The organism is Macrococcus equi (genome assembly GCF_047426745.1).
Lineage (GTDB): Bacteria > Bacillota > Bacilli > Staphylococcales > Staphylococcaceae > Macrococcoides > Macrococcoides equi.
This window is the reverse complement of sequence record NZ_CP179732.1, coordinates 1227239-1253199: the sequence shown is the minus strand read 5'-3', so window position 1 is coordinate 1253199 and position 25961 is coordinate 1227239. Positions and strand designations below refer to the sequence as shown.

The window sequence follows — 25961 nt, the reverse complement described above, 5'->3', positions numbered from 1 at the left end:
CTCCTTAAGATACGCTTATTTTACCATAACAAAAAAACTGCTGAAAACATTCACTTGTCTTCAGCAGTTTACTTTTAACTTTTTTGAACAGCATCTCGCAATTTTTTAATTGCCGTACGTTGAAGTCTTGAGACGTGCATTTGACTCAAGCCAATCTTCTCGCCCGTTTCTTTCTGACTTAACCCTTCAATAAATGTACATTGAATGATTTCTTTCTCACGGTCAGATAAAATTGGTAACACTTTCTCTAATATCATGCGCTTTTCAGTAAGCTCATAACCTTCTTCCGTATCACCCATTACATCTAACAATGTTACAGTTGAACCATCTTTGTCTGCTTCGATTGAATGGTCTACACTTAGAGCATTATAACTTTGCCCCATCTCCATAGCTTCCAGCACTTCTTCTTCCGATGCTTCTATGTGATTTGCAATTTCGATAATCTTAGGAGAACGACCTAATTCGTTAGTTAATTCATCTGTTGCTTTTTTAATCTTAGGACCGATTTCTTTTATACGTCTTGGAACATGAACGCTCCAAGTTTTATCTCTTAAATAACGCTTGATTTCTCCGATAACCGTAGGAACTAAAAATGCTTCAAACTTTCTGTCAAAACTCACATCAAAACGATTGATCGCACCTAATAAACCAACCATTCCAACTTGCACAAGGTCTTCGTGATGACTCTGACCTTTAGAATAACGATACGCTAAAGATTCAACTAACTTCTGATAATGCATCACAAGTTCATTTTGTGCAAACTCATCTTTTGTGTCTTGATAGAGCTTAATCCAGGCATTGATCTCCTCTGGAGTAACATCATTATAATTTGAACTTGCCATGAAGCTACACCTGCTCCCCCGCAATATACTTTGTCATACTGATTGTGACGCCGCTATCTTTTTTCACGTTAACTTCATCCATTAAAGATTCGATTAAGAATAAACCTAAGCCACCCTCACGAATGAAATCAATGTTTTCATTCTCCTGATATGGACCTAATTCAGATTTCGTACGTTCATAATCAAAGCTCGTACCTGAATCAGATACAATGACTTCTACTTTATCTTCAAAGATAACGTATCCTACCAGCACGTCACCTTTAACATCATCTTTATATGCGTGTTTAACCGCATTAGTCACCGCTTCACTAACTGCAATCTTAGTATCTTCAATATCATCATAAGAAGCGCCGGCACGATTAAGAATACCAGATAAAGTTAAACGCACTAAACCAACATACTCAGCAGCTGCTGGAAATCTCATTTCAACGTAATCATAAGTTTTTTCCATATTATTCTCCCTCCACCGGCTGGTTAACATGCATTAAATCTTTTAATCCAGTAATATCAAATAATCTTTCAATACGACTATTTACACCTAAAACATATAATTCTTTATTGTTTTTGTTTAATTCTTTTAATGTTCCTACAAATAGACCAAGACCTGTACTATCCATATATGTAACGTCATCAATATGTAAATGAATATCGTGTGTCCCTTGTTGACGGATTGGCACTAATACTTCCTGTAACTCAGGCACTGTTGCAACGTCTAACTCTCCTGCAACTTTTATGTCATAGTAATTTTCTTTTTCGATTGTCTCAATGTTTAAGTTCATTTATTTTCTCCTTAGCATCATCAAAATATTTATATTGCAAATAATCTTTTACTGTCCAGAGTACCCTATATTTTTCAATGTAAACTCATTATTTGGTTCTTTTTATTATCAATATCGTTAAATCATCTCTTTTTTTCGGATCACCAATTGTAATCAATTGTTCATACACTACCTGTACAATATCCTGAGGATGTAAATCCTTATATTGATGAATATAGCCTAGTAACTCCTGCGTGTCGATAAATTCTCCATTTAAATGTCTGAGTTCTGACACACCATCTGTATACACGATGATCATATCACCAATTTCAAGTTCAATCTCCATCTGGTCATAGCGTGCTGAAGGATGGACGCCAAGCACCAATCCTCGCGCATTCAGTTCTTCAAATGTATCTGTGTTCTTACGATAAACGTATCCTGGTTCATGACCGGCAGATGCATAGTAAAACTTATTATTAATTTCTTCGTACAGACCATAGAACATCGTAACGAACATGTTCTGATTGACATTCTTCTCCACAACACGATTCAAACGTTTTAAACCATCACTCGGTAATTGACTATGTCCATAGGAGTCCATTCCAAACTTAATCATACTCATGGCAAGTGCTGCGGGAATGCCTTTACCAATGACATCAGCAACCGCAAAACTCATTGTTCCGTCCTTATGATCAATCAGGTTAAAATAGTCGCCGTTCACACGATGAGCCGGGACGCTGATTGCACCTATCTGAACATTATTTAAATGTGGGATTTGAGTTTTGAGCATCGTTGTCTGCAAGCTCGCCGCGACATCCATCTCTTTATCATGAGCTTCCATGACTTTTACAAGTGCTTTATAATCACGATACGTAAATCCGAATCCTATAATCATCTCTGTTAAGACATCTAATGCATAATGTTGCTCAACTGCATTATATCCTGCTTCAATCACAATATCTTTATGAAGAATCACTAGTTCTTCAGGAGAAATATCCAGTTCGATGGCCTCAAAACTTAAAACCTGAATATCTTCTAATGCAGCTTCATTTTTCTCTTCTACATATTGTTTAAGAATTTGCGAATACCTTTCCACAATCTTATCTATTTGACGCATAAAACTTTCCTCCCTATAAAACTCTAAAAGAGACTTTAAGATAACGAGTGTTAACCTAAAGTCTCCGAGTCATCAATAGATAAATTTAGACTGACTGCAAGTGCCGAATTAACTTCCTCCATTTTTTCTTTAGGAAGGTAAGTTAATTTTTCAATGAGTCGGTTTTTATCGATTGTCCTTATTTGCTCTAATAAAATCACAGAATCTTTATCTAGATGATGATTAGTTTTACCAATCTCTACATGTGTTGGGATTTTTGATTTATTAATTTTAGCAGTGATTGCTGCTACAATAACTGTCGGACTATATTTGTTGCCTATATCATTTTGAATAATCACAACCGGTCGTTTACCGCCTTGCTCTGAACCTTTAACAGGTGACAAATCAGCTAAATAAACATCGCCGCGTTTCATTTATTCACCTTCAGTTTGTGTGCGTAGATGATGCTCAGCATCACAAACTTCACATTCTAATGCATAATGCTCTGAAGCAATTAATAAATTAATCTCAGCCATTGATTGGTAGCCTTCAATTAACTGTTGTTCAAGTAATTTAGTCATATTGATTCCTCCAGTTACACGATTACTATAATTTTATCAAAAATTATAAAACGACACCAATTTTATTTTAATAATTCATTATATTTTTTAGTATCGCCACTTGAGATATAACATTTAGGTAATCTTCTACCTAGACTTGTCAAAACTTCATAACTAATTGTACCAAGTAATTCAGCCACTTTTTCAATGGACTGATCGCTATCATGATGGTGATCGATGATAATCGCTTTTGTGCCGATCGCAGTACCCTTAGGCACTCGCGCTAAAAACTGATCCATACAGATGCGGCCAACAATCTCAGCAGATTGTCCAGCAAGATTAATGTGATAACCTTGTAACTTTCTATTTAATCCGTCTGCATATCCAAGCGGAAACGTCGCTATCGACTCATCAGTTAATGCGTGATAAGTTGCACCATAACTAATTGTATCGCCAGCTTGAACCTCTTTTACGAAGTTAACCGTTGAAACAAGTTGCATTGCCGGCTTTAATTTTACCGTTGCAATATCTCGGATAAATTGTGATGGATAGTATCCATATAAACTGATTCCTAGTCTCACCGCTGTACAATCTGAAGCATCAAATCTAAGAATCGCTGCACTGTTCTGGCAATGTACGAATGGAGGTAGATCTTTTGTATGAATGATATCTAAAAATAATTGATAGGCAATTTGTGCACTATCATTATCTTCATCTGCACAACTAAAATGAGTATACACACCTTCAAAGATAGTTTGACTACTTTGCTCCACTAAATCAACAACCTGTTGATATTCCTCGGCATCACGCATACCAATACGTCCCATGCCGGAATCTACTTTCAAATGCATCCATAACGGCTTATCATCTTCTTCTAAATAATCCAGTGCTTCACGTAACCATGATAATCCAGGTACAGTTAATGCCAGACGATGCTGACTTGCTTTACGGACATCTTTAGGCTCTATAATGCCTAGAATTAAAATTTTTGCTTTTATGCCATGCATACGTAATTCTATTGCTTCATCAAGCGTTGCAACCGCAAAAAATTCAGCACCTTGCTGGTGAAGATGCTTTGCAATCTGTGTAGCACCTAAACCATAGCCATTTGCTTTCACTACAGCAATGACGGTCTTATTAGGATGAAGCCTACCTACCGCCTTATAATTATCACTGATCGCATCCAAATCAACATTCACATAGCTGGGGCGATATATCCTGTCACTCATTTCATTCACCTCTCATTATAATAAATAAATTTTATCACATTTTATATTTTAGTCCATTATTCCTCAATCACTACATAGGCTATTGCCACAGTGTCAGAATGTGCGATACTGACATGTGCATTTAGTCCTTTAAGATAAGGCTTGCCATTTGGGTCATTTAAGCAACATATATCATTGAATCCAAGTTCGCCGATACCAGTACCTAATGCTTTGCTATAGGCTTCCTTGACACAAAAACGCCCTGCCAAAAACTCAATACGACGTTTTTCACTCGAAAAAGATTCAAATAACTCAATTTCTTGTGGATGTAATATACGTGTTATCAGTTTTGGGTTTTGAATCGCTTTTTTTATGCGTTCAATTTCAATGATATCTGTTCCTATACCTTTAATCATAATATCTCCTTACGTTCTGCTTCGAGCATTTTTGTATGAATACACTGCTTCAAATGTTCCGCTTCAGTCTCATGAATATATTCAATTTCCAGGTCACTTTCCGCTGTAATAACTTTTAACGATTTTATATTAAAACGTTTCATGATAGGCCCTTGTTCTAATTCAACATTTTGTATCGTTACATAAGGTACGATGCGTTTCTCCTTATTCCAAATACCGTTTACCGTTATAATTTCTTCATCACCCAGCTGAAAGAGAGAAGTGTCATAGGTCAGCTTCGGAAAAATAAAGAAATCTAATATAAAAAAGATAATACCAATTATCGCGATACCGATAAATACATAAGGATGCACCGGAATCCACTCCTTATACTGCACAAACCAAAGTGCTGCGAGTACGATCAGTATAACACTCGCTGTAAGACATGCTCCAATCTTCATTAACTTTAAACTATCTCTATGCATCTTTTTCATATTGCCTGCGCTCCTTTACTAAGAACCAGTCATAAATATTTGCTGCATCTTCTTTTTCAATATAATCCAGCGCACAAGTCACACTATCACTTCCGGAAGATATATCAATCTGAACACTACGTAAATCTGCACGATTCATAAAAGGTGTACTAGATACATTCAGACTGATAATATTTTCTTCTTTAATAAATGATGTCTCCATCACCAGTGCACCACCATTACGAATATTTATTTGATTATCCATTAAGATAAAGCCTGAATTTTTATATTTAATCCATGCAGTTATCAGTGTAAGTATCATCAAAATAATTACACCGATCCATGCCTTATCAAACCAATAATACTGCACGATGCCACCTGCGATAATGAAAAAAATCCATGATACTTGGAAATAACGGCGGATACTTCTTTTAGGTATGACATGGGCAACATCCGAAAAATCATATTCGGGCACAAGCTTACGGATTAAATCATAAGCTTCTTCTCGAGAAATAAACGGGAGGATTTCTTCAACACCAAAGATGCTGTCTTCTGATCCTTTCATTTCACTTGTTGTTGTTACTAAAAATGAGGTTTTATTAAAAAGTTTACGAATATAACTTTGACGCTCAGTTACTTTTTGAATGTTTTTTACGACAATATATTTATTCTTTCGTTCAAACAGACCATATCTAATGTTCAGTAACTCACCGTCAAAGTTAACAGTATAATGATAATACTTTAATGCAGTAATAAAAATACCGATAAAGTAACTTAATAACAATGAGATGCCCAGTGCGATTGCGATGAATAAATAACTCTCTGCAATCATTGATTCCAAATCATTAAAGTACTTATCCAGATTAAATATTTCATTCACCTGACTATAAGCCCCAAAGACAATTGCCATTACCGTAAACATCGAAGCACTAGTTGAACTCATAAATATTAAATCTTTAAAGGATAAATGATAGATTGTATCGAATTGTTTTTCTTCAATAATAATTTGTTCTTCTGCTTCACGCTCTGCAGTCACAGGTACAAATTCATGCTGTAATATCGCTTTACGTTGATTAAGAAATTTACTTAAATCTTCCGCGTCATGTTTACTGATACTATTTAGTTCAATACCATCACCTGCTGTTTTTACATGCATAATGACCCCACCAAGCAATTGATTGGCAAGACCGGCTGAGGTATCCATCGTCTGAATTTTACCAATATAAATTTCTTTTACAGTACGACTAATCACACCAGTTTGCATCATCAACTTATCATCTTCAATCCAGTATTTTGTAATCTTTGCTTCTATCATACTGAACACGGCAGATAACAATGTGAAGAGCAAAATAAGTAAAGCAAAGCCATTATCGAGCAATGCTTGTTTAGAGAATCCATCCTTAATAATGAAAAAAATACCTAAGCCAATCGGAAAAATATTACTTTTTAATGATTTAAGTAAATTTGATAGATAGGTAGAATAATGTAATGATTTTTTAGTTGTGTTCATAATGAATCTCCTTAATCCTTGTCAGTATACGCTCTGCAACAATTTCTGCTTCCTGGGTTTGCATGTAGGGTAAAACAACCATATCACCACGTGTATATACTGTAATGAGAGCCAGATTAAAGCGCTTCATAATAAAACCTTGTTCGATTTTTACAGATTGCATTAAGTCAACCGGGATAATCTTTCTCCCCATAAAGTATGCACCGCTACTTATTTCAAGGGTAGAAGCTTTCAGTTCATAACGCGTCATTCTAAAACTTAAGTATATCCCTAAAATCAGTGTATAAATCGGAATGAGCATCAGCAGGAAAACAAGATATGCATATTGCCATTCAAACCATCGATCCATGCCTAAATATAAAAGCGTACATAGTATGATAGTAAGACAAGTGTAGATGCTCCATTTCAACCGTCTATAATTCGGGGTATTTGCCGGCTGAGCATCTTTTAAAGTATCGAAATACAAAATAATCGCCTCCATTTATGTAAATTATAACAAATATTTTTGGAATATCATAAAAAGCGTTTAATCATACGATAGTTGTAGTGAGAGCTTTGACGATATTCATTGTACAGCCGGAAAAGTTATGCGTCGGAAATGACCATGAACATTTTTCTTGGACGTTTTCTCAAGGCGTTCTGATTATGCTTCTGTGGAAACGACCATTAATTTTCTACTTGGACGTTTACTCACGCGCTCAAGCTTGTCTATCACCGGAAACGACCATAATCATTTTTCTTGGACGTTTTCTCAAGGCGTTCTGATTATTCTTCCACAGAAACGACCATAAATTTTCTACTTGGCCGTTTCCCCACGCGCTCAAGCTTGTCTTTCACCGGAAACGACCATAATCCATTTTCTTGGCCGTTTACTCAAGCGTTTCTACTTATTCTTCTGTGGAAACGACCATAAATTTCTCACTTGGACATTTCCCCACGCGCTCAAGCTTGTCTTTCACCGGAAACGACCACAATCATTTTTCTTGGACGTTTTCTCAAGGCGTTATGATTATTCTTCCACAGAAACGACCATTAATTTTCTACTTGGCCGTTTACTCACGCGCTCAAGCTTGTCTTTCACCGGAAACGACCATTAATTTCCCACTTGGCCATTTCCCCACGGCCACACACTTCTCCAACCCCATACACTTCAATTCATAAAAAACACCCTAACCTCATCGAATTATTCGACAAGCTTAGGGTGCTATTTAAAGTATTATTTTTTATGGTCTGCAAATGTTCTAGCTTTGAATGGCTTTTTACCGCCTTTAGAAGCGCCAGATTTACCACCACGGTCAAATGACTTACGACGACCATCTTTACCGCCATCTTTAGAACGGCTACGAGATCCACCTGGGCGGCCTCCACCATTTCCACCACGTCCGCGTCCATAAGATTTACCACCACTACCTTTACGACCAAGTGGTTTTTCAAATGTTAATTGAACGTCTACATCGTTGTTTGATTTAATTAACTCTTGTAATAATGACGCTACTAATTTCACATCACCATGTTCGTTAATTAATTCTTGAGCGATTGATTCAATACGTGCTTCAGTTTCTTTTTCGATCCAACCGTTAACTTTAGTCTTCACGTCTAATTCACGAGCTTTCATTACTTCACCAGGTGTTGGTGGGCGTAAAGCTGTCATTGTACGATTTTTAGACTTTTCAATTTGACGGATATAATCCATCTCAACTGGGTTAACGAATGAAATCGCCATACCATGTTTACCGGCACGGCCTGTACGACCGATACGGTGAGTATAACTTTCAACATCTTGAGGAATATCGAAGTTATAAACGTGAGATACGCCAGAAATATCTAATCCACGTGCAGCAACGTCTGTTGCAACAAGGATGTCAATTTGGTCGTTCTTGAATTTCTTAAGAACTTCTAAACGTTTCGCCTGTGTAATGTCACCGTGTAAACCTTCTGCACGGTAGCCTTTAGAGATTAACGCACTTGTTAACTCATCGACACGACGTTTCGTACGTCCGAATACGATAGCTAATTCTGGTTGGTGAACATCTAAGAAATTAGTGAAAGTATCAAACTTCTCTAATTCTTTAACGATTGTGTAATGCTCGTCGATATCAGGATTTGAATCAACGTTTGTCATTGTTTTAACAATGATAGGATCTTTCATGAACTTTTGAACGAGTTCCTGGATTGCTTTCGGCATTGTCGCAGAGAATAACATCGTTTGACGTTGTTCTTTCGGTAATTTATCCATGATAAAACGCATATCATCGATGAATCCCATGTTCATCATTTCGTCCGCTTCATCTAAGATTAACGTATTAATGTCTTCAGTCTTTAACGTACGACGGTTTAAGTGATCGATAACACGACCAGGTGTCCCAACTACAATTTGGGGTTTCTTCTTTAATTCTCTAATTTGACGATCAATCGGCATACCACCGAATACTGTCGCTACCTGAATTCCTTGTCCACGGCTAAATGCTTTTAATTGTTCAGCAACCTGGACAGCTAATTCACGTGTAGGAGCAAGAATTAAACTTTTGATCCCCTCTTGGCCTCTAACTTTTTCAATTAAAGGAATTCCAAAAGCACCAGTTTTACCAGTACCAGTTTGCGCTTGGCCTAAAACGTCACGGCCTGCCATCGTATGAGGGATACTATCCGTTTGAATCGGTGTAGGTTCTGTAAATCCCATTTTCTCCAGCGCATTTATGGTAGGTTCGCTGATACCTAGGTCTCTAAATTTTTGCAATATTATTTCTCCTTTTATCTTTCATAAATTACGCCTCTATAGTGTGCGCATTCAACTTGTGCTCGAGCACAGAGTAATTTTCCACCCTCGTGCTTATTCAACTTCTCTATCTTAGCACCTATCGTATATTTTTACAATCAATAGAATTGTAAATACATGTTTAAAAGCATAAAAAAAATGACTGTAAGCTATACAGCCATTCATTTTAACTCTGATTTAAAATTTTTTATTTCTTTTGTTTCCAGTCAATTTTATAAGATCGCTCACTAAATTAAGTGATTGATAATCGTTTCAAGCGCCATACCTCGACTTGCTTTGAACAATACGACAGTATCTGCATCTAAATACGGCGTTAGTGCTTTCTCCAGTTCATCTTTTGTTTCAAAATGAAGAGCCTGTGTAAAGTTTTTAGCCTTTGCATGAATAGAGGCCGCTTCTTCTCCCACCGTAAACAAGTAATCGATAGTCTTACCTTCAAAATACTCTCCTACAGTTTCATGATATCTTTTAGAATCCGGACCTAATTCAAGGACATCACTAAAGACAATTATTTTCTTAGGAATATCCATGATTGATAACGTATCGATGGCAGCACGCATACTTGTAGGGCTTGCATTATACGCATCATTGATGAGTCGTGCTTTATTTATGCCAATCATCTGTTCCATACGCATATTGGTTAAATGCAGCTTATTTAAGTTTGCATTGATAACGTTATCTGTTAATCCCAACAAGCGTCCAATCGCAATAGCGATGGTAGCATTACGCGCATTATGGGCACCAAGTGTCGGTACACTGAACGTATCGTCTCCTACTTTAAATGTAATACTCTGTTCAAAAGCTTGTAAATCATGAATATAGAAATCATTATGTTCATTAAATCCAATACTATTAAATTCACCTGAGCTATTTGCTACAAGGTCATTTAGTAATGGCTCATCGCCATCATAAAACAATGGCCCGTTTAGACCTGTTGTAATTTCAAACTTGGCTTGTGCAATCCCGGCACGTGAGCCTAAGTCACGCATATGACTTTCGCCGATATTCGTGATTGCCGCAATATCTGGTGTAACAAGATTCGATAAGAACTCGATTTCATGAAATCCTGACATACCCATTTCTAAGATCGAAATCTCAGTATCTTCATCAAGCTGACATAATGTAAGTGGCAGACCGATTTCATTATTATAGTTCCCTTGCGTCTTCTTAACTTTAAATTCAGGTGCAAGCACTGCCTCCACCATATCTTTTGTTGAAGTTTTACCATTACTTCCTGTAATAGCAATCACTTTCGGATTCACTTCTTCTAGATATGCTTTACCTATCGCCTGCAGTGCTGCAAGTGTATCATCCACTATAACTAAAGGTAATCCCTCGGGTGCTTTCACATCACGCTGCCATAATGCAGCACTTGCACCACTCTCAAGTGCTTGTGCTACATATTGATGTCCGTCAACATTCTCACCCTTAAATGGAATAAATAATACCCCTTCACTGATGCGGCGAGAGTCTATAGAAACACCTTCAATATTTACATTGTTTTCAGTCGTTAATTCACCATTTGTTTTCTCTGCTATCCACTGTAAACTTCTTTTTATCATTTTAATCAGTCCATTTTGTATTTGATTTTTTTCTTTTCTTCATATCTTTCTTTCGCGAGCTCAATCAGTTCTGTAATTAATTCACTATAACTCACACCCATGTTCTCCCATAATAAAGGATACATACTAAATTGAGTGAATCCAGGCATCGCATTCGTTTCATTGATATAGATCGTATTATCTTCTGTTAAGAAGAAGTCTGCGCGTACGAGCCCTGAACAATCAGTCGCTTTAAATGCTTCAACGGCCATATTACGCATCGTTTCCTGAATTTCAGACGGAATATCAGCAGGGATTTCTAACTGTACTTTTCCATCTTTATATTTTGATTTGTAGTCATAAAAATCTACATCTTTTACAACTTCACCTGGTAAAGTCGTTTTAGGCGCATCGTTACCTAATACGGCTACTTCAATTTCACGTGCTACTACACCTTGTTCCACAACTAATTTGCGGTCAAACTGTAATGCTTCTTCAATCCCCTGAATAAGTTCTTCGCGATTCGTACATTTAGAAATACCTACTGATGAACCTAAGTTCGCAGGCTTTACGAAAACGGGATACTCTAATTTGTTTCCGACTAACTCTAAAATATTATGTTTATATGTTTCATACTCACTGCGCAGGAAGCTCACGTACGGTAATTGCGGTAAGCCACGGTTCGCAAATAATTGTTTCATGACTAATTTATCCATCGAGCTTGCAGCTGCTAATACGCCGTTACCCACATATGGTAAGTCAAGTACTTCAAATAATCCCTGAATCGTACCGTCTTCACCGTTTGGTCCATGAAGTAACGGAAATATTGCATCATATCGTTCACCATTTGTAGCAGCAGTCAATAAATGCATGATTGATTCATCCTGCTTTCGTGAAACTCTTAACGACTCACTATCTTCAATTCTCTCAGTGATTGCTGGACCTTTAATCCACTCACCTTCATTCGTAATATAAATGGTATCTACAGCGTACTTTGCTTTATCCATTGCATTAATTACAGATTGTGCTGTTAAAATAGATACTTCGTGCTCAGCACTTTTTCCACCATAGATGATACATATATTTTGTTTAGTCATTTTAATTCCTCCAGAATATTAATATAATTATACTATCACGATATATTATGATATGCATGTTTTTTATCGAATCGTCGCACTTCCTTCATAAAATAGACAATTAAACTATAATGTTCTTACAGATTTATGTATAATAATGACTATAATTTATTTAAGGTTAGGAGTTTGACCATGGCTCAATCAAGTACTTCAAGAAGTAAATTTAAACGCCCATGGATTGAAAAGATCGATTGGTGGTTAATTATACTCATATTATGTTTCTTTACCGTAAGTTTAACGATAATCACCTCTGCAATGGATGGTCAGCAGTATGGTACTAACTTTGCTGAACGACAAGTATTTTACTATGTACTTGGATTTATACTGGTATTTTCAATCATGCTCGTAACACCTAGAAGAATTAATCAGCTCGTCTTTTTGCTTTATTGCATAGGAAATATTGCTTTACTAGGATTACTCATACTACCGGAATCATCACTCACACCTACCATTAACGGTGCAAAAAGTTGGTATGTATTCTTTGGCCGTCTGAGTCTGCAGCCATCAGAATTTATGAAGATTATTCTCATCCTGGCGTTGAGCAAGGTTGTTTATGACCACAATCGCTTTACATACTATAAATCATTTCAGACAGATATCATGCTGCTGCTAAAGATCGGTTTGACATCCATCATTCCGATGATTTTAATTCTTTTACAAAATGATTTAGGGACTACCCTTGTGCTGCTTGCAATCATTTTAGGGATAACAGTCGTGTCCGGTGTCACATGGCGCATCTTAGCACCATTTTTAATCGGATTGTCAGTGATAGGTGCATCACTTATTTTAGCAATCATCTATAAACCAGAGTTAATCGATAAAGTGCTTGGTATTAAATCCTATCAGTTAGGACGAATTAATTCCTGGCTGAACCCAGCTCAATATAGTGACGGTGAAGGCTTTCATTTGATGGAGTCTTTAAAAGCAATTGGATCAGGTGGATTATTCGGAAAAGGTTTTAAAGGCGGAGAGGTCTATATTCCTGAAAACCATACGGATTTTATCTTTTCAGTTATTGGTGAGGAGTTCGGTTTTATTGGTACCGTTGTTGTACTCGTATTATTTTTAGCATTATTTACACATCTCATTCGTATGGCACAAGTATCGAATAATCCATTCGCTTCGTATTTTCTGGTTGGATTAATCAGTATGATTATCTTCCACGTCTTCCAGAACATCGGTATGACGATTCAAGTCGTTCCAATCACAGGTATCCCACTACCCTTCATTAGTTATGGCGGGAGTGCACTTTGGGCACTCATGTGTGGCATCGGTATCGCATTATCAATTTTTTATCATTCCGATGCTGAACAAATCAAAAAATATAAATCTATCAAATAAAAACGTCACTTCAGTGGCGTTTTTATTTTTGTACAACAAAAAAAGACACTCACCCATAGAATGTCCTTAGCATATGTATATTATTTTAATTTTGCGGGTGCTACATGTGGTAACGTACGCATAACTTCAAGTCGTGATTTTGTTTTTGAAATATTAACACCAAGTGAAGAAAGCAGAGTGACTACATTTTTCATTTTTTCTTGAGACTGTTTCATTTTGATCACTCCTAATCAATTTGTTAATACTAGTGTACCCGATATTTGACAAGATATCTATAGGTCCATGGACTTATTTATGTAAAGATTTTGTGAACATTCATCGTTATTTGTAAATATTTTTTACAGCGTTAAATTTATTCAATCAGGAATCAATTGTATGCATCTTCATGTATAATAAAGCTAAGTAAAAAGGGGGCTAACTTTGTCAATGTTCTATAATGTCGATTATTCACAAGTGTTTTCGATTCTGTTTTTTGTAGGATTTGTATTTAATATATTCTTAGCATTTGTCGTGATCTTTTTAGAACGCAGACAGGCTGGTTCTACCTGGGCATGGTTACTGGTATTATTTTTCCTTCCGATCATCGGTTTCATCTTGTACTTATTGTTTGGGCGTCAAATCAAACAGTCGAGTATCTTTAAATTAGATGAAGAAGATAAGCTAGGGCTTCAGCAAATTGTGCAGGAACAAATACATGCAATAGATACAAATGATTTAATGGTAAAATCTCCCGAAATTATGAAACATAAAGATATTATCCGTATGAATTTAAACAACTATTCATCATTTCTTACGACAGATAATGCAGTTGAAATTCTTACCGACGGGCGAAAAAAGTTCGATAATTTATTGCAGGATATAAAAAATGCAACCGATCATATACATATTCAGTACTATATCTTTAAGCGTGATGGTATCGGAAAGGAAATACTTGATGCACTCATGGAAAAACTTAAAGAAGGTGTAGAAGTAAAGATGCTATACGATGACATCGGCTCCCGTACTTTAACTTTATCGCGATTTAAGACGTTTAGAAAGCTAGGCGGACAAGTCGAGGCATTTTTCCCTTCTCATTTCCCGCTGATTAACTTCAGGATGAATAATCGAAATCACCGAAAAATTGTTGTCATAGACGGTAAGATTGGTTATATCGGTGGCTTTAATGTGGGTGATGAGTACTTAGGATTAGATAAACGTTTCGGTTACTGGCGTGATACACATCTACGCGTTGAAGGTGACTCTGTGAATGCCCTACAACTGCGTTTTATGATGGACTGGAATTCACAGTCAACACGTAACTTCATGCATTATGACAAAAAGTATTTTCCTGATGTAGATAGTAAGGGTGAGATTGGCATCCAAATTTCATCCAGTGGTCCTGATTCAAGTGAACAGCACATTAAATTTGGTTACTTGAAGATGATTACTTCTGCTAAAGAATCTATCTTCATACAGTCGCCTTACTTTATACCGGATACATCATTACTGGATGCACTAAAAATTGCAGCACTGACCGGTGTTGAAGTCAATATTATGATTCCTAATAAACCCGACCATCCCTTTGTCTACTGGGCGACTTATTCCAATGTCGGTGAATTGATTGAAGCTGGTTGTAATATTTTTATCTATGAGAATGGTTTTATCCATACGAAGATGATGGTCATAGATGATGAAGTCGCAAGTGTCGGGACAGCGAATATGGATTTTAGAAGCTTTGAATTAAACTTTGAGGTCAATGCCTTTATCTACGATCATGACGTTGCTTATAAACTAAGAAAAACATTTGAAGATGACGTCAAAGTATCAAGTCAGCTGACTCAGGAAATTTATGATCAGCGTGTCCTGCTCATCCGAGTGAAGGAAGCTTTCGCCAGACTATTATCACCTATTCTCTAAATAGCCAAACAGATACAAAAAACCGAACGAAACTATAAATCCATATGATTTATTGGTTTGGTCCGGTTTTTATTTGTATCAGAAATCATTTGTTTGTTCTCCAGTAATTATTGTAAGAATAAAAAGTCTGCTGCTAAATTTAAGAAAAATACACTATGTACTAATAAATATGTAAATCCTAATTTCTTTTGTTGTTTTGTTAATTCAAAATGATATGTACCGTTCATGATTTACATCCCCTTTAATTAAATTATAGAATTTTCTGATAATTCGTAATATTATTATATCAAGTTTTAATTAAAAGTAAACATAAAAAAGGAGTTTTTTTCACATGGATAGCCAAAATATTATTAAAATCACGGAAAAGTTTGTGAAAGATATACACAAAGAGGAGTCAAGTGGTCATGATTTTGCGCATATTGCACGCGTCAGAAAAATGGCTTTACACATCGCAGCACTTGAAAAGGCTGATATGTTTATTGTCGAAATGGCCGCACTGCTCCATGATACCGTTGATGAGAAGTTATTTGATAGTACACACGCATGGCAACGCCTCAACGAATTTTACGAAAGCATTCATTTAGCACAGGAAAGTCAGGATGCCATTAATCATATCCTTAAGTATATGAGCTTTAACGGCGGAAAGAATGCAGGTAAACTAAAATCTCTTGAAGGCAAAGTTGTTCAGGACGCTGATCGATTAGATGCACTGGGCGCAATAGGGATTGCAAGAACATTTATGTTTGCCGGTAAGTTCGGTGAAGCGATGTATGATCCGTCTATTCCTGTGCGCACTGATCTTGCAAATTACAGAGAACCAAGTACTGCAATCAATCATTTTTACGAGAAATTATTTAAACTGATTGATCTGATGAATACTGAAAGCGCAAAACAGATGGCACAAGAACGTAATGATTATATGAAAGCATTTATCAATCAATTCATGAAAGAATGGCAATAATTACCACACAAAAAAAACGCACGCTATATCTCAATAATAGCGTGCGTTTACTTATATAAACTATTTACGTTTTTTCTTCTTACTTGAAACAACCTGAACATTTTTCGGTTGCTTAGCCGCTTCATTTTGTTCATGCGCTTCTACTAATGGTGCAATCTCTTCATGCACTTTCTTCTTGTAGAACTTATTCCCTAACCAAGTTTGGAATACTAAGAAAATACCACCGACTGCCCAGTATAATGGTAATGCAGCAGGTGAGATAGCAGACATCCAAACAATCATAATTGGTGAAATGAACATCATCATTCTCATTTGAGCCTTTTGCTCATCTGGAATGTTTTGCATAGAAACATATGCTTGTAACGCATAAACGATACCAGCGATTACTGTCATCGCAATATCGACTTTTGTTAAGTTAAACCATAAGAAGTCCGGATATTGCGTAATACCGCCTTCAGTTGGATATTTTAATACGTAGAATAATCCTGTAACGATTGGCAATTGGATAAGTAAGGGTAAGCATCCCATGTTCAGTGGATTGATACCATTATCTTTGTAAAGTGCCATCATCTCCTGATTGGCCGCCATCTTTTCTTCCTGAGTACGTGCACGTTTTACACGTTCCTGAATTTCAGTCATTTGTGGCTTGATTAAAGCCATTTTCTCTTTCATCACATATTGATTTTTATATGTACGCATCATAAATGGGAATAATGCTAAACGTACGATTAGCGTAATCGCAATAATCGCAAGCCCGTAGTTATGTCCCATGTGTGAACCTAACCAATGGATTAACTGATCTAGCGGATGTACAAATGTATCATAGAAAAATCCTGTACGGTTCTTTTCCTTTGAATAGTCACAGCCTGATAAAAATAATGCAATTGCAATGATTAACGGCCATATCGCCTTTTTCTTCATTCTTTCACCTCATAATATTATTCACATAGAGGTTATTTTATCACAAAAAGTGATATTCATAAACAAAAACCATATATTTTTATTTATCTGTATAATATTTTAAGTAATCTGTCACAACTTGCTCAATATTATTGCTACGCGTAATTGAAGAGATAGTTGAAATACCATCTGCACCAGCATCAATAATCATTTCACAGTTTAATGGTGTGATACCACCGATCGCGACAATCGGTATCTCTTCATCATATAAACGCATTTTGCGAATCAGTTCAACACCACCCGGCTTTTTCGCATCACTCTTACTACTTGTTTCATAGACAGGACCCACACCAATATAATCAACATGTGTTAAATCTGACTGATCATATTCAGCAAAATTACCCACTGATAGTCCAATAATCTTATCGCTAAAATCGTTAATAATATCTTCTATCTTGGCATCATCCTGTCCGAGATGTATGCCGTCTGCATCAATCTTGTGTGCAAGTGCTGTGTCATCATTGACAATAAACGGCACATTCTTAGCTTTACACATGGCAAGAAGACGGCGTGCAAGTGCTTCTTTTTCTGCACCCTGCTTAGCTGTCGGACCTTTTTCTCTAAATTGATACAATGTAATACCTGCATCCAGTGCTTCCTTTAGCACGCGTTCCAGGTCGCCATCTACTGTATCCTGTGTTCCTGCAATAAAATAAACACGTAATGATTTTCTATCAAACATAAGCTACACTTCTTTCACAAGTCTATTCTCTGCCACATCACTTTCCTGTATTGAGTATAACTGGTCAATTAAATGTACAGCAAAATGTCCAGGCAAAGTACCGTTAGGAGACTTTTCAGCAAACTCTGACGCTACTGTATACGTCGTCAGCGCTTCAGTTAATACTTCTAACGTTGGTTTAGTTTCATTATATATGAAACTTGCTACAACTGCCCCTAATAAACATCCACCACCGGTAACTTTTGTCAGTAATTCACTACCGTTATCTATCAAGCTCACTTTACCATCTACACAAATTGCATCTGTCTTGCCGGTTACAACGATTGCACAACCAAATTGCTTATTGGCGTTACGTGCCACTGTTTCAGTAGATAGGCTCGTATCAGCATCTGTTCCTTTCATACTGGCATCACCAATCAATGCCTGAAGTTCTGAGGCATTCCCACGGATGACTGCTACGTCATATGTACCAAGTAATTTCAGACAGAAATCTTTACGAAACTTTGAAGCTCCGCATGCAACTGGATCTAATACAATCGGTACATCATGCTGATTTGCAAATTTTGCCGCTGACATCATATTATCAATATCACCCGCTTCAATCGAACCGATATTAATTAGTAATGCCCCAGCATGTCTTAAAAACTCTTCCATCTCAAGCTTTTCAGTCGCCATCGCTGGACTAGCACCTATTGCTAGTAATCCATTTGCAGTAAAATTTTTAACGACATCATTTGTAATACAGATAATTAAAGGATTATCTTTTCTTAGTTGATTAAGCATTGTAAACCTCCTGGTATTTAAAGTGATTCACCGGACCCTGCCCGTGCCCAAGTTCAGGTGTATGTTTAATTGCTAAATCCATATACCTTTTAGCAAGTTGCACAGCATCCACAATCGATTTTCCTTTAGCGAGCTCTGCAGTAATTACTGCAGAATACGTACATCCAGTCCCATGTGTATGTTTAGTATCGTAACGATCACCTTTTAGTACAACAAACTCATCACGTGTAAATAAATAATCGGTCGCATCACCTTTTAAATGACCACCTTTAATCAGTACACTTTGAGCACCGATTTCATTAATAAAAATTTTACCGGCACGCTTAATATCATCCATCGTTGCCACTTTCATCTGAACAATCTCTTCAAGTTCAGGAATGTTAGGTGTAACGACTGTTGCGATATCTAATAACTTAGTACGCACTGCGCTTCTTCCCAGTTCATCGAGTAATGCATCGCCACTTTTAGCAACCATTACCGGATCAATGACATACGGGATATCATGTTTTAAGATATACGGACGTACGACATCCATCACGTCACTCGTTGCAAGCATCCCTGTTTTCACAGCATCTGGCACAATATCGCTATATACACTCTCAAGTTGAGCAGCGATAACCTCCACCGGCTGATTGAAAACATTTTGTACACCTAACGTATTTTGCGCAACAATACTCGTTACCACACTCATACCGTACACACCACGCGACTGAAAAACCTTCAAATCAACCGTTGTACCCGCGCCGCCTGTCGGATCAGTTCCTGCTATTGATAATGCTGTCTTCATATTAAACTACCACGCTTTCCCAAGTTTGTTGTGTAAAGGCCATATCAAAGAAACGTTTTTCATGAATACAACTCTCTTTAAAGTTCTTCGCTAAAATATCACGCTCAGCCTCACTTGCCGTGTTGGCAAAAGCATCCACCCAGCCATCAAGATGCTCCATTAACGGTTTCATTTCTACCGCGTAAAAATCGACCCAGTCCTTAAAAGGATTTCCTGTAAAATCATGACGCTCTTTCATCTTTAAAGCCAGTTGCTGATAAACATATGGACAAGGTGCCATGGCACAAATTGTGAATGCTGCATCACTATAACGATACGCATTAAAATACATATGCTTAATATAATGATCGCTTGATGGATACCACTCACCATCTTTAATAATCTCTTTATAATCAACCTGTGCATAATCAGCTAACGTGTAATGTGCTGTGACTTCACCATTCATTACAAAATCAATTTGCTCAAGTAAAAATTTTATACCTTCTTTATCATCAAGCTTTGGAATTAGCAAACTATATATTTTAGCAAACTCATTTAAATATAGGTGATCTGCTTTTAAGTAATGGATGACAGCTTCCTTACTTAAATCACCACGAATCATTCCCTGGATAAATCCGTCCTCATAAATTGCTTCAATAATCGGCTCTACTTCCTGCTTTAACTGTGCTGTAAACATTAAATTACCTCCTGTAAAATAATAAAAAGCCTATCTCCAAATAGGAAATAGGCTAAATACCAATATTAAATAGAATAAAAAATAATAAAGGAACTTAACTACTTTCCTACGCTGGTATTATCCAGATCAGGTCAAAAGAGTTTGACAAAGTCATCTCAGCCATACGGCACCCCTAGTAGTAATATATGTAATTAAGTTCAGTGTAGCGTAAAGTAATATTGAACGCAAGTTCGATAGCCTCTATTGGAAATGGCATCTCTCTTGCAGTCGCTCGATAAACTTCAACAATTCCTTCAAAATCAAAAAAACGATTTCTTGTGGATTTTCTCCAGTTTACTTGCGACTGAACGCAAGTTCGATAGCCTCTTATAGGTTTCTACCACAAACCGGCCACGGTTGAGCGCCACGCATGTTATAAAGAATTTGCGCACGTTTTGTCTGTTCAGCAGCAGATGCCTGATGTGGATATCCATATCCACCTACACCACGCCATGTTTGTAAATCAAATTGATACATGCCGTAATAACCATTACCTGTATTGATTGAAGGATTACCACCTGATTCACATCTTGCAAGTGCTGCCCAGTTCAATCCACGGTTAACAGTTGTTTGTTTGGTTTTAGCTTTTGTATAAGCTGTTTTACTTACAGGTGCTTTATATGTCGAGTATTTATATGATGTGTTTTTATATACTACACTCGACCTACCATTAATCTTTAATACTTGATTTGGGTGAATTAAATTAGAATATAAACCATTCGCAGATTTAATTGCCGCAATCGTCGTACCATATTTGTTTGCAATTGACCATAATGAATCTCCAGATTTCACTCGGTATGATGCTGCATCTGCTGTAGATACTGCCAATGTCGTCGTTAATGCGATAGTTGCTGTTACACTTAATATCTTTTTCATGATTTGTATCCTCCAGGATTTAATATAACGTGCTACTTATTCATAACTATAGCAGAATTATCGAGAGCTTAGGTTACAGCTTATATAAAAGAAATCGTGCTTTATTACATATCGGTTACATTTTAGCGATTTTAGTAAATTTATATTTTATTTTGTGCATTAAAAAAAGCAGAACAAGTTGTTCTGCTAAAATTTTAGTATGCTGTTGACCAGTGTTGCGCACCATATTGTGTATATAACATTCGTGCACGTTTCCATTGTTCTGCTTCAGAAGCTTGTGCAGGATTACCTGTTCCACCTACAGCTGCCCATGTTTGAGGTGAGAATTGGAATAAGCCGTAATATCCAGCAGGGTTAACCGCTCTTGGATTACCACCAGATTCACGTTGCATGATCATTCGTAAATGCGCATCAACTGATGAGTTACCAGCTGGAGCTGCTGTTTGTTGTACTGGTGCTTGCTTAGCTTGTTGAACTGGTGCTTGTTGAACTGCTGGCTTTGTAGCTGTTGCAGGTGCAGTTTTAGTCACTGGTACTGATTTAGCAACCGGTGTAGTTTTAGACACTGGTGTTTGTGTTACTGGTGCTGCTTTTACTGCTTTTTGTGGAACTGTTTTAACTATTTTTTTCACTTCATTTTTTTCAACGATTAATAACTGACCTGGTTTTAGTGCTTTTGAAGTTTTAATATTATTTAATTTCTTTAATACAGAAACTTTAATATCTAATTTTTTAGCGATTTTAGTTAAAGTATCCCCTGCTTTTACTTCATACTTACCATTCACTAATACTTCTAATTTTTGATTTGGTACAATTAAGTTCGATTCTAAGTGATTAATTTTTTTGATCTTTTGAATTGTTGTATCGTATTTATCAGCAATCACCCATAAAGATTCTCCTGGTGCTACTGTATGTTCTTTTGCATCTACTTGAGTTGTAGCAAACGCTGTTGCTAAGATTGCCACTGATGACAATGCTGCTAATTTTTTCATTATATATGTGTCCCCCGATTAATCTCATTTATCATTAAAATAACTTTATCACGATTTAATATTTCTTTGGTTACAACCGTGTGATAAGTAACTTCCTTTAATTACAAATATATTACAGAGATATCTCAAGTTCATACAAAAACCCGATAACCACTCCGGCACGAGTGTTTATCGGGTTTTAGGGAGGTGTAATGGGAGGTGGGGTGTGTGAGTAATGAAAGTTGAATTAGTTAAAAGGGTAAACTCTTATCCGTTATTTCATCTTTTTGAACAGGCTCTTCCTGTGATGTACTATCTTCATCAGTTGATTGACTGTCACCACTTTTTTCTGATGACTCTCCGCTGAATTGCTGTACAATCTCTTCAGCTTGTTCTTTAAATTCTTCAGGTATTTTTTCTTCTTTATTTAATTCTTTCGACCATCGCTGGTTATAATTAGCCGACGTCTTACTCGAAGGCTCCGGCACTTCTTCTGTTTCAATATCTTTATTTTCATTGTCCTGCATTTTTTTTCGTGACCTGTAATCATTAATAACAATCAGTTTCTCCTCGTAAGAAAGCTCATCCCATTTTTCATCTGGTGATTTTTCTTTACCGTTACTTAGACCAGGCAGAAACTTAATACTTTCAATAATGATTTCTACTGCATATTTTGTCTCTCCATCTTTTTCATAACGATTATTATGAATTTGCCCTGTCAAACAAACTAAAGAGCCTTTACGACAGAAAGAATGAATATTTGTAGCCGTTCGATTGAACGCTTTACATCTTAAGAAATCAACGGTACTTTCTTTAGCATTCTTTTTCTTACCACGATCGACTGCCAGAAAGAAAGAGGAGATTTTCAGGTTATCCGAAAACTCTTTTAAATCAATATCACTCGAAATTCTTCCAGCTAATATGACTTTGTTTATCAATGTTTCACCTCCTTTCAATAGCACTATATTACAAAAACAAACTGTTGCAAAAATGCAGCAATTTAAATTCTGTTAGCCTATTGACTCAGAAAATGAAAAATCAAAAAATGTTCATTAATAAATGAATGTTTTTGAAGAAAAAAGAGATAATTTTATATTTTGAAAAAATTTATGTCTGGATTATAATAGATAATGGAGGGATATACATGAAAACGTTTAAAGCCGTAAGATTTCAAATTGTTGAAAACGAATCTGTTACTGAGTATGAATTATTCGATGGCGTAATTATTAATAAAGAGAACAGTGGTACGGGATGGTTACTGGAAATTGTAATCGACGATATACATATCGAAAAAATGCAGTATTATTTAGATCATGAAACGATCCTTGATACGCGTGTCGTTATTACGCGTCCCTCTAATGATCCGGCCCTTTTCGAATCAACTGTAAAAAAAATAGTCCCATTAAAAGATAAAATATCAGTCATTATCGAATGTCATATTTACACTTTGCGTCAAGTTTACGCAGAGAAACTCCTTGAGCAACTCGTTGCAGATGGATTAAGTGGACAAGAGCTGATTATTGCATTTAACCGTATGATGAAATCTAAACCGAAACTTAAAGATGAAGTGGAAGATGAAGAATAAAATATAAGGACAATCGAATACAATCGATTGTCCTTATATTTTTAATTATTTTTCTAAAATTGCAAAGCTAATTTCACAGCTACAAGCGATTTCACCATTCACGGTAGCTGTTGCTAACCCTTTACCTATCGGCCCTTTAACACGCGTCATTTCAACGGATAATACTAACGTATCTCCAGGTGTCACTTGTTTTTTAAATCTACATTTATCAATTCCTGTAAACATAGCAAGTTTTCCCTGGTTCTCTTCAAGCTTAAGCATCGCAACAGCACCGACTTGTGCAAGTGCTTCGACGATAAGTACCCCTGGCATTACTGCATACTCAGGGAAGTGTCCTTGAAAGAATGGCTCATTGCCACTGACCTGTTTAATTCCTGTACACTTTTTTCCTTCTTCAAGTTCAGTGATTCTGTCGATTAATAAAAATGGATAACGATGAGGAATAATCTTTTTTATTTCATCAAATGTCAAAATAGTTTCCATCAAACTTCACTCCCTGTCAGTTTAAATAAATGTGTCCATGTCGATGGTTTAAAAATATCAATCGGTGAATGTAAAATTCCATAACCAATCATCATACCTACTACAAATAAAATCACCATTAAGACAAGTACAATGAATACTGTCAGTAAAATAGGTACACGTCTATGAATGACTTCAGTGCCATTAATCACACTGACTTTCTCATCAAGATTAATCTTTTTCATGTTCATCACCTCTTAGGCTTAATTGTGAACTTGTAAATGCGCTTTCTTATCACCAGTACGCTCAATATCAGCACCTAAAGTGCGTAATTTCGTATGGAAATCAACATATCCTCTATCAAGATGGTACAATTCTGTAACTTTCGTATAACCTTCAGCAACAAGGCCAGCTAATATTAAAGCTGCTGCAGATCGTAAATCAGTCGCCTTTACTTCTGCACCTTGAAGTTTACTTGCAGTAACACGGGCAATACGCTTATCTACTGTAATTTGTGCATTCATCTTGTTAAACTCAGCAACATGCATAAAACGATTCTCAAATACTGTTTCATGCATTGAACTTTCTTTCGGTAATACAAGCATTAATGCCATCATCTGTGCCTGCATATCTGTCGGGAATCCTGGATGTGGTAATGTTTTTACATCAACCTCTTTCAGTGGCTGATTAACATATAATCGAATCCCTTTTGCATCAACCTCGACCGTACATCCTGTCTCTTCAAGCTTCGCAATCAATGCCTGCATATGTTCATATATCGCACCTTCAACATATACATCTCCTTGTGTAATTGCTGTTGCCACTAAAAATGTTCCCGCAACAATTCTATCAGGCACAATTTCATGTGTTGCACCGTGAAGCTTCTCCACACCATGAATTACAATACGATCTGTTCCTGCACCTTGAACGTCTGCACCCATTTTATTTAAGTAATTAGCTAAATCAACAATTTCAGGTTCTCTGGCAACATTATCTATCACCGTTTTACCTTCAGCTAAAGTAGCTGCCATCATAATATTTTGGGTTGCTCCTACACTCGGGAAATCAAAATAAATTTGTGCACCTTTTAATCGACCATTTACCTTACCCACTAAATAACCATTTGTCTGAGTAATTTCAGCGCCTAATGCACGTAGTCCTTTTAAATGTTGTTCAATCGGACGAGAACCAATAGCACATCCACCTGGCATAGCAACTTCCGCATTTCCAAAGCGTGCTAATAACGGACCGAGCACAAGCACACTTGCGCGCATTTTACTTACATACTCATAAGCAGCATGTGTTAGTAATTCTCCACTCGCATCTACTTCAACAGTATTTACATCCAACTTATTATATACTTTTGCATTTAAGCCTTCTAAAACGGCTGAAATTGTATCAACATCTGATAAATTCGGTACATTTGTGAATACACTTTTACCTTCTTCAGCTAATATTGACGCTGTAAGTATCGGTAATACCGCATTTTTTGCACCTTCCACTTTGACATGACCCTTTAACTTAGCGCCACCTTTTACGACTATCGTATCCATCTTTACCTCCAAAATTAACATAACTATACATCTATTTTATACTAAAACATCTATGAACAGTTAATGAAAATTCCGTGAAAGTAACAAATGTATA

Annotated in this window: 30 protein-coding genes and 1 riboswitch; of the genes, 4 read left to right on the top strand and 26 right to left on the bottom strand. The window is 36.5% G+C overall.

The annotated features are described in order from the left end of the window. Positions 1-74 precede the first annotated feature (74 nt). The 14 genes from sigB to ACMGE6_RS06415 form a co-directional block, all read right to left on the bottom strand. Positions 75-842 (bottom strand): RNA polymerase sigma factor SigB, encoded by a 768-nt coding sequence (sigB, locus tag ACMGE6_RS06480; protein WP_414053197.1) that lies wholly within the window; start codon positions 840-842, stop codon positions 75-77. A 4-nt stretch (positions 843-846) separates the two neighbouring features. Beyond that, a complete protein-coding gene (rsbW, locus tag ACMGE6_RS06475) occupies positions 847-1293 on the bottom strand; it encodes an anti-sigma B factor RsbW (RefSeq protein WP_414045709.1) in 447 nt (148 codons plus the stop codon). Position 1294: 1 nt separating this feature from the next. Next, positions 1295-1621 carry an anti-sigma factor antagonist gene (locus ACMGE6_RS06470; RefSeq protein ID WP_414045708.1) on the bottom strand — a complete coding sequence of 109 codons (327 nt, stop codon included), beginning with the start codon at positions 1619-1621 and terminating at the stop codon, positions 1295-1297. Between the two features lie 88 nt (positions 1622-1709). After that, a complete protein-coding gene (locus ACMGE6_RS06465; RefSeq protein WP_414054841.1) occupies positions 1710-2708 on the bottom strand; it encodes a SpoIIE family protein phosphatase in 999 nt (332 codons plus the stop codon). 59 nt (positions 2709-2767) lie between these two features. Further along, positions 2768-3130: a type II toxin-antitoxin system PemK/MazF family toxin gene (locus ACMGE6_RS06460; protein WP_414053196.1), complete on the bottom strand. Its 363-nt coding sequence runs from the start codon at positions 3128-3130 to the stop codon at positions 2768-2770. Continuing rightward, positions 3131-3277 (bottom strand): hypothetical protein, encoded by a 147-nt coding sequence (locus ACMGE6_RS06455; RefSeq protein WP_414045706.1) that lies wholly within the window; start codon positions 3275-3277, stop codon positions 3131-3133. A 62-nt stretch (positions 3278-3339) separates the two neighbouring features. Continuing rightward, positions 3340-4485 carry an alanine racemase gene (alr, locus tag ACMGE6_RS06450; protein WP_414053195.1) on the bottom strand — a complete coding sequence of 382 codons (1146 nt, stop codon included), beginning with the start codon at positions 4483-4485 and terminating at the stop codon, positions 3340-3342. A 56-nt stretch (positions 4486-4541) separates the two neighbouring features. Beyond that, a complete protein-coding gene (gene acpS / locus ACMGE6_RS06445) occupies positions 4542-4880 on the bottom strand; it encodes a holo-ACP synthase (protein WP_414053194.1) in 339 nt (112 codons plus the stop codon). Further along, complete coding sequence (locus tag ACMGE6_RS06440) at positions 4877-5353, bottom strand: PH domain-containing protein (RefSeq protein ID WP_414053193.1); 477 nt, start codon at positions 5351-5353, stop codon at positions 4877-4879. Before ACMGE6_RS06440 ends, acpS begins: the two co-directional genes overlap by 4 nt. Continuing rightward, positions 5337-6842: a PH domain-containing protein gene (locus ACMGE6_RS06435; RefSeq protein ID WP_414045702.1), complete on the bottom strand. Its 1506-nt coding sequence runs from the start codon at positions 6840-6842 to the stop codon at positions 5337-5339. Before ACMGE6_RS06435 ends, ACMGE6_RS06440 begins: the two co-directional genes overlap by 17 nt. Beyond that, positions 6829-7308, bottom strand: a complete 480-nt coding sequence (locus ACMGE6_RS06430) for a PH domain-containing protein (RefSeq protein WP_414053192.1) — start codon at positions 7306-7308, stop codon at positions 6829-6831. The genes ACMGE6_RS06435 and ACMGE6_RS06430 overlap by 14 nt, the downstream gene beginning before the upstream one ends. Positions 7309-8058: 750 nt before the next feature. Then, entirely contained in the window at positions 8059-9579 is a 1521-nt protein-coding gene (locus ACMGE6_RS06425) for a DEAD/DEAH box helicase (protein ID WP_414053191.1), read from the bottom strand. 266 nt (positions 9580-9845) lie between these two features. Further along, on the bottom strand, positions 9846-11180 hold the full coding sequence (locus ACMGE6_RS06420; RefSeq protein WP_414053190.1) for a UDP-N-acetylmuramoyl-tripeptide--D-alanyl-D-alanine ligase: 1335 nt from the start codon (positions 11178-11180) through the stop codon (positions 9846-9848). A 5-nt stretch (positions 11181-11185) separates the two neighbouring features. After that, entirely contained in the window at positions 11186-12256 is a 1071-nt protein-coding gene (locus tag ACMGE6_RS06415) for a D-alanine--D-alanine ligase (RefSeq protein ID WP_414053189.1), read from the bottom strand. A gap of 171 nt (positions 12257-12427) precedes the next feature. Between ACMGE6_RS06415 and ACMGE6_RS06410 the strand changes: the two genes are divergently transcribed. Next, the gene (locus tag ACMGE6_RS06410) at positions 12428-13636 is read left to right on the top strand and encodes an FtsW/RodA/SpoVE family cell cycle protein (protein WP_414053188.1); all 1209 of its coding nucleotides are present in this window, start codon (positions 12428-12430) and stop codon (positions 13634-13636) included. A gap of 80 nt (positions 13637-13716) precedes the next feature. Here the strand turns inward: ACMGE6_RS06410 and ACMGE6_RS06405 are convergent, their stop codons facing one another. Next, on the bottom strand, positions 13717-13851 hold the full coding sequence (locus ACMGE6_RS06405; RefSeq protein ID WP_165958643.1) for an Lmo0850 family protein: 135 nt from the start codon (positions 13849-13851) through the stop codon (positions 13717-13719). 211 nt (positions 13852-14062) lie between these two features. On the opposite strand from ACMGE6_RS06405, the gene cls reads away from it, so the two are divergent. Together cls and ACMGE6_RS06395 are read left to right on the top strand one after the other, a co-directional pair. After that, entirely contained in the window at positions 14063-15532 is a 1470-nt protein-coding gene (gene cls / locus ACMGE6_RS06400) for a cardiolipin synthase (RefSeq protein ID WP_414054840.1), read from the top strand. A gap of 331 nt (positions 15533-15863) precedes the next feature. Then, positions 15864-16493, top strand: a complete 630-nt coding sequence (locus ACMGE6_RS06395) for an HD domain-containing protein (RefSeq protein ID WP_414053187.1) — start codon at positions 15864-15866, stop codon at positions 16491-16493. A gap of 60 nt (positions 16494-16553) precedes the next feature. Here the strand turns inward: ACMGE6_RS06395 and yidC are convergent, their stop codons facing one another. The 8 genes from yidC to ACMGE6_RS06355 all read right to left on the bottom strand — a co-directional run bounded on the left by yidC (position 16554) and on the right by ACMGE6_RS06355 (position 23205). Next, the gene (gene yidC, locus ACMGE6_RS06390) at positions 16554-17414 is read right to left on the bottom strand and encodes a membrane protein insertase YidC (RefSeq protein WP_414047197.1); all 861 of its coding nucleotides are present in this window, start codon (positions 17412-17414) and stop codon (positions 16554-16556) included. Positions 17415-17493: 79 nt separating this feature from the next. Continuing rightward, a complete protein-coding gene (gene thiE / locus ACMGE6_RS06385; RefSeq protein ID WP_414053186.1) occupies positions 17494-18135 on the bottom strand; it encodes a thiamine phosphate synthase in 642 nt (213 codons plus the stop codon). A 3-nt stretch (positions 18136-18138) separates the two neighbouring features. Further along, complete coding sequence (gene thiM / locus ACMGE6_RS06380; protein ID WP_414045692.1) at positions 18139-18918, bottom strand: hydroxyethylthiazole kinase; 780 nt, start codon at positions 18916-18918, stop codon at positions 18139-18141. Continuing rightward, positions 18911-19705, bottom strand: coding sequence for a bifunctional hydroxymethylpyrimidine kinase/phosphomethylpyrimidine kinase (gene thiD / locus ACMGE6_RS06375; protein ID WP_414053185.1), 795 nt, complete (start codon positions 19703-19705; stop codon positions 18911-18913). The genes thiM and thiD overlap by 8 nt, the downstream gene beginning before the upstream one ends. A gap of 1 nt (position 19706) precedes the next feature. Beyond that, entirely contained in the window at positions 19707-20381 is a 675-nt protein-coding gene (gene tenA / locus ACMGE6_RS06370) for a thiaminase II (RefSeq protein WP_414053184.1), read from the bottom strand. An 86-nt stretch (positions 20382-20467) separates the two neighbouring features. Continuing rightward, positions 20468-20565, bottom strand: a riboswitch (TPP riboswitch). A 182-nt stretch (positions 20566-20747) separates the two neighbouring features. Next, positions 20748-21296, bottom strand: a complete 549-nt coding sequence (locus ACMGE6_RS06365; RefSeq protein ID WP_414053183.1) for a transglycosylase family protein — start codon at positions 21294-21296, stop codon at positions 20748-20750. Between the two features lie 194 nt (positions 21297-21490). Continuing rightward, complete coding sequence (locus ACMGE6_RS06360) at positions 21491-22288, bottom strand: LysM peptidoglycan-binding domain-containing protein (protein ID WP_414053182.1); 798 nt, start codon at positions 22286-22288, stop codon at positions 21491-21493. 230 nt (positions 22289-22518) lie between these two features. Then, complete coding sequence (locus ACMGE6_RS06355; protein WP_414053181.1) at positions 22519-23205, bottom strand: single-stranded DNA-binding protein; 687 nt, start codon at positions 23203-23205, stop codon at positions 22519-22521. A 206-nt stretch (positions 23206-23411) separates the two neighbouring features. Between ACMGE6_RS06355 and ACMGE6_RS06350 the strand changes: the two genes are divergently transcribed. Beyond that, entirely contained in the window at positions 23412-23852 is a 441-nt protein-coding gene (locus ACMGE6_RS06350) for a YwpF-like family protein (RefSeq protein WP_414053180.1), read from the top strand. Between the two features lie 45 nt (positions 23853-23897). Here ACMGE6_RS06350 and fabZ read toward each other — a convergent pair whose 3' ends face one another. The 3 genes from fabZ to murA are packed head-to-tail and all read right to left on the bottom strand — an operon-like array spanning position 23898 to position 25867. Next, the gene (gene fabZ / locus ACMGE6_RS06345) at positions 23898-24335 is read right to left on the bottom strand and encodes a 3-hydroxyacyl-ACP dehydratase FabZ (RefSeq protein WP_414053179.1); all 438 of its coding nucleotides are present in this window, start codon (positions 24333-24335) and stop codon (positions 23898-23900) included. Beyond that, positions 24335-24559 carry a DNA-directed RNA polymerase subunit beta gene (locus ACMGE6_RS06340; RefSeq protein ID WP_414045684.1) on the bottom strand — a complete coding sequence of 75 codons (225 nt, stop codon included), beginning with the start codon at positions 24557-24559 and terminating at the stop codon, positions 24335-24337. Before ACMGE6_RS06340 ends, fabZ begins: the two co-directional genes overlap by 1 nt. 18 nt (positions 24560-24577) lie before the next feature. Beyond that, complete coding sequence (gene murA / locus ACMGE6_RS06335) at positions 24578-25867, bottom strand: UDP-N-acetylglucosamine 1-carboxyvinyltransferase (RefSeq protein ID WP_414053178.1); 1290 nt, start codon at positions 25865-25867, stop codon at positions 24578-24580. Between the last annotated feature and the right edge of the window lie 94 nt (positions 25868-25961).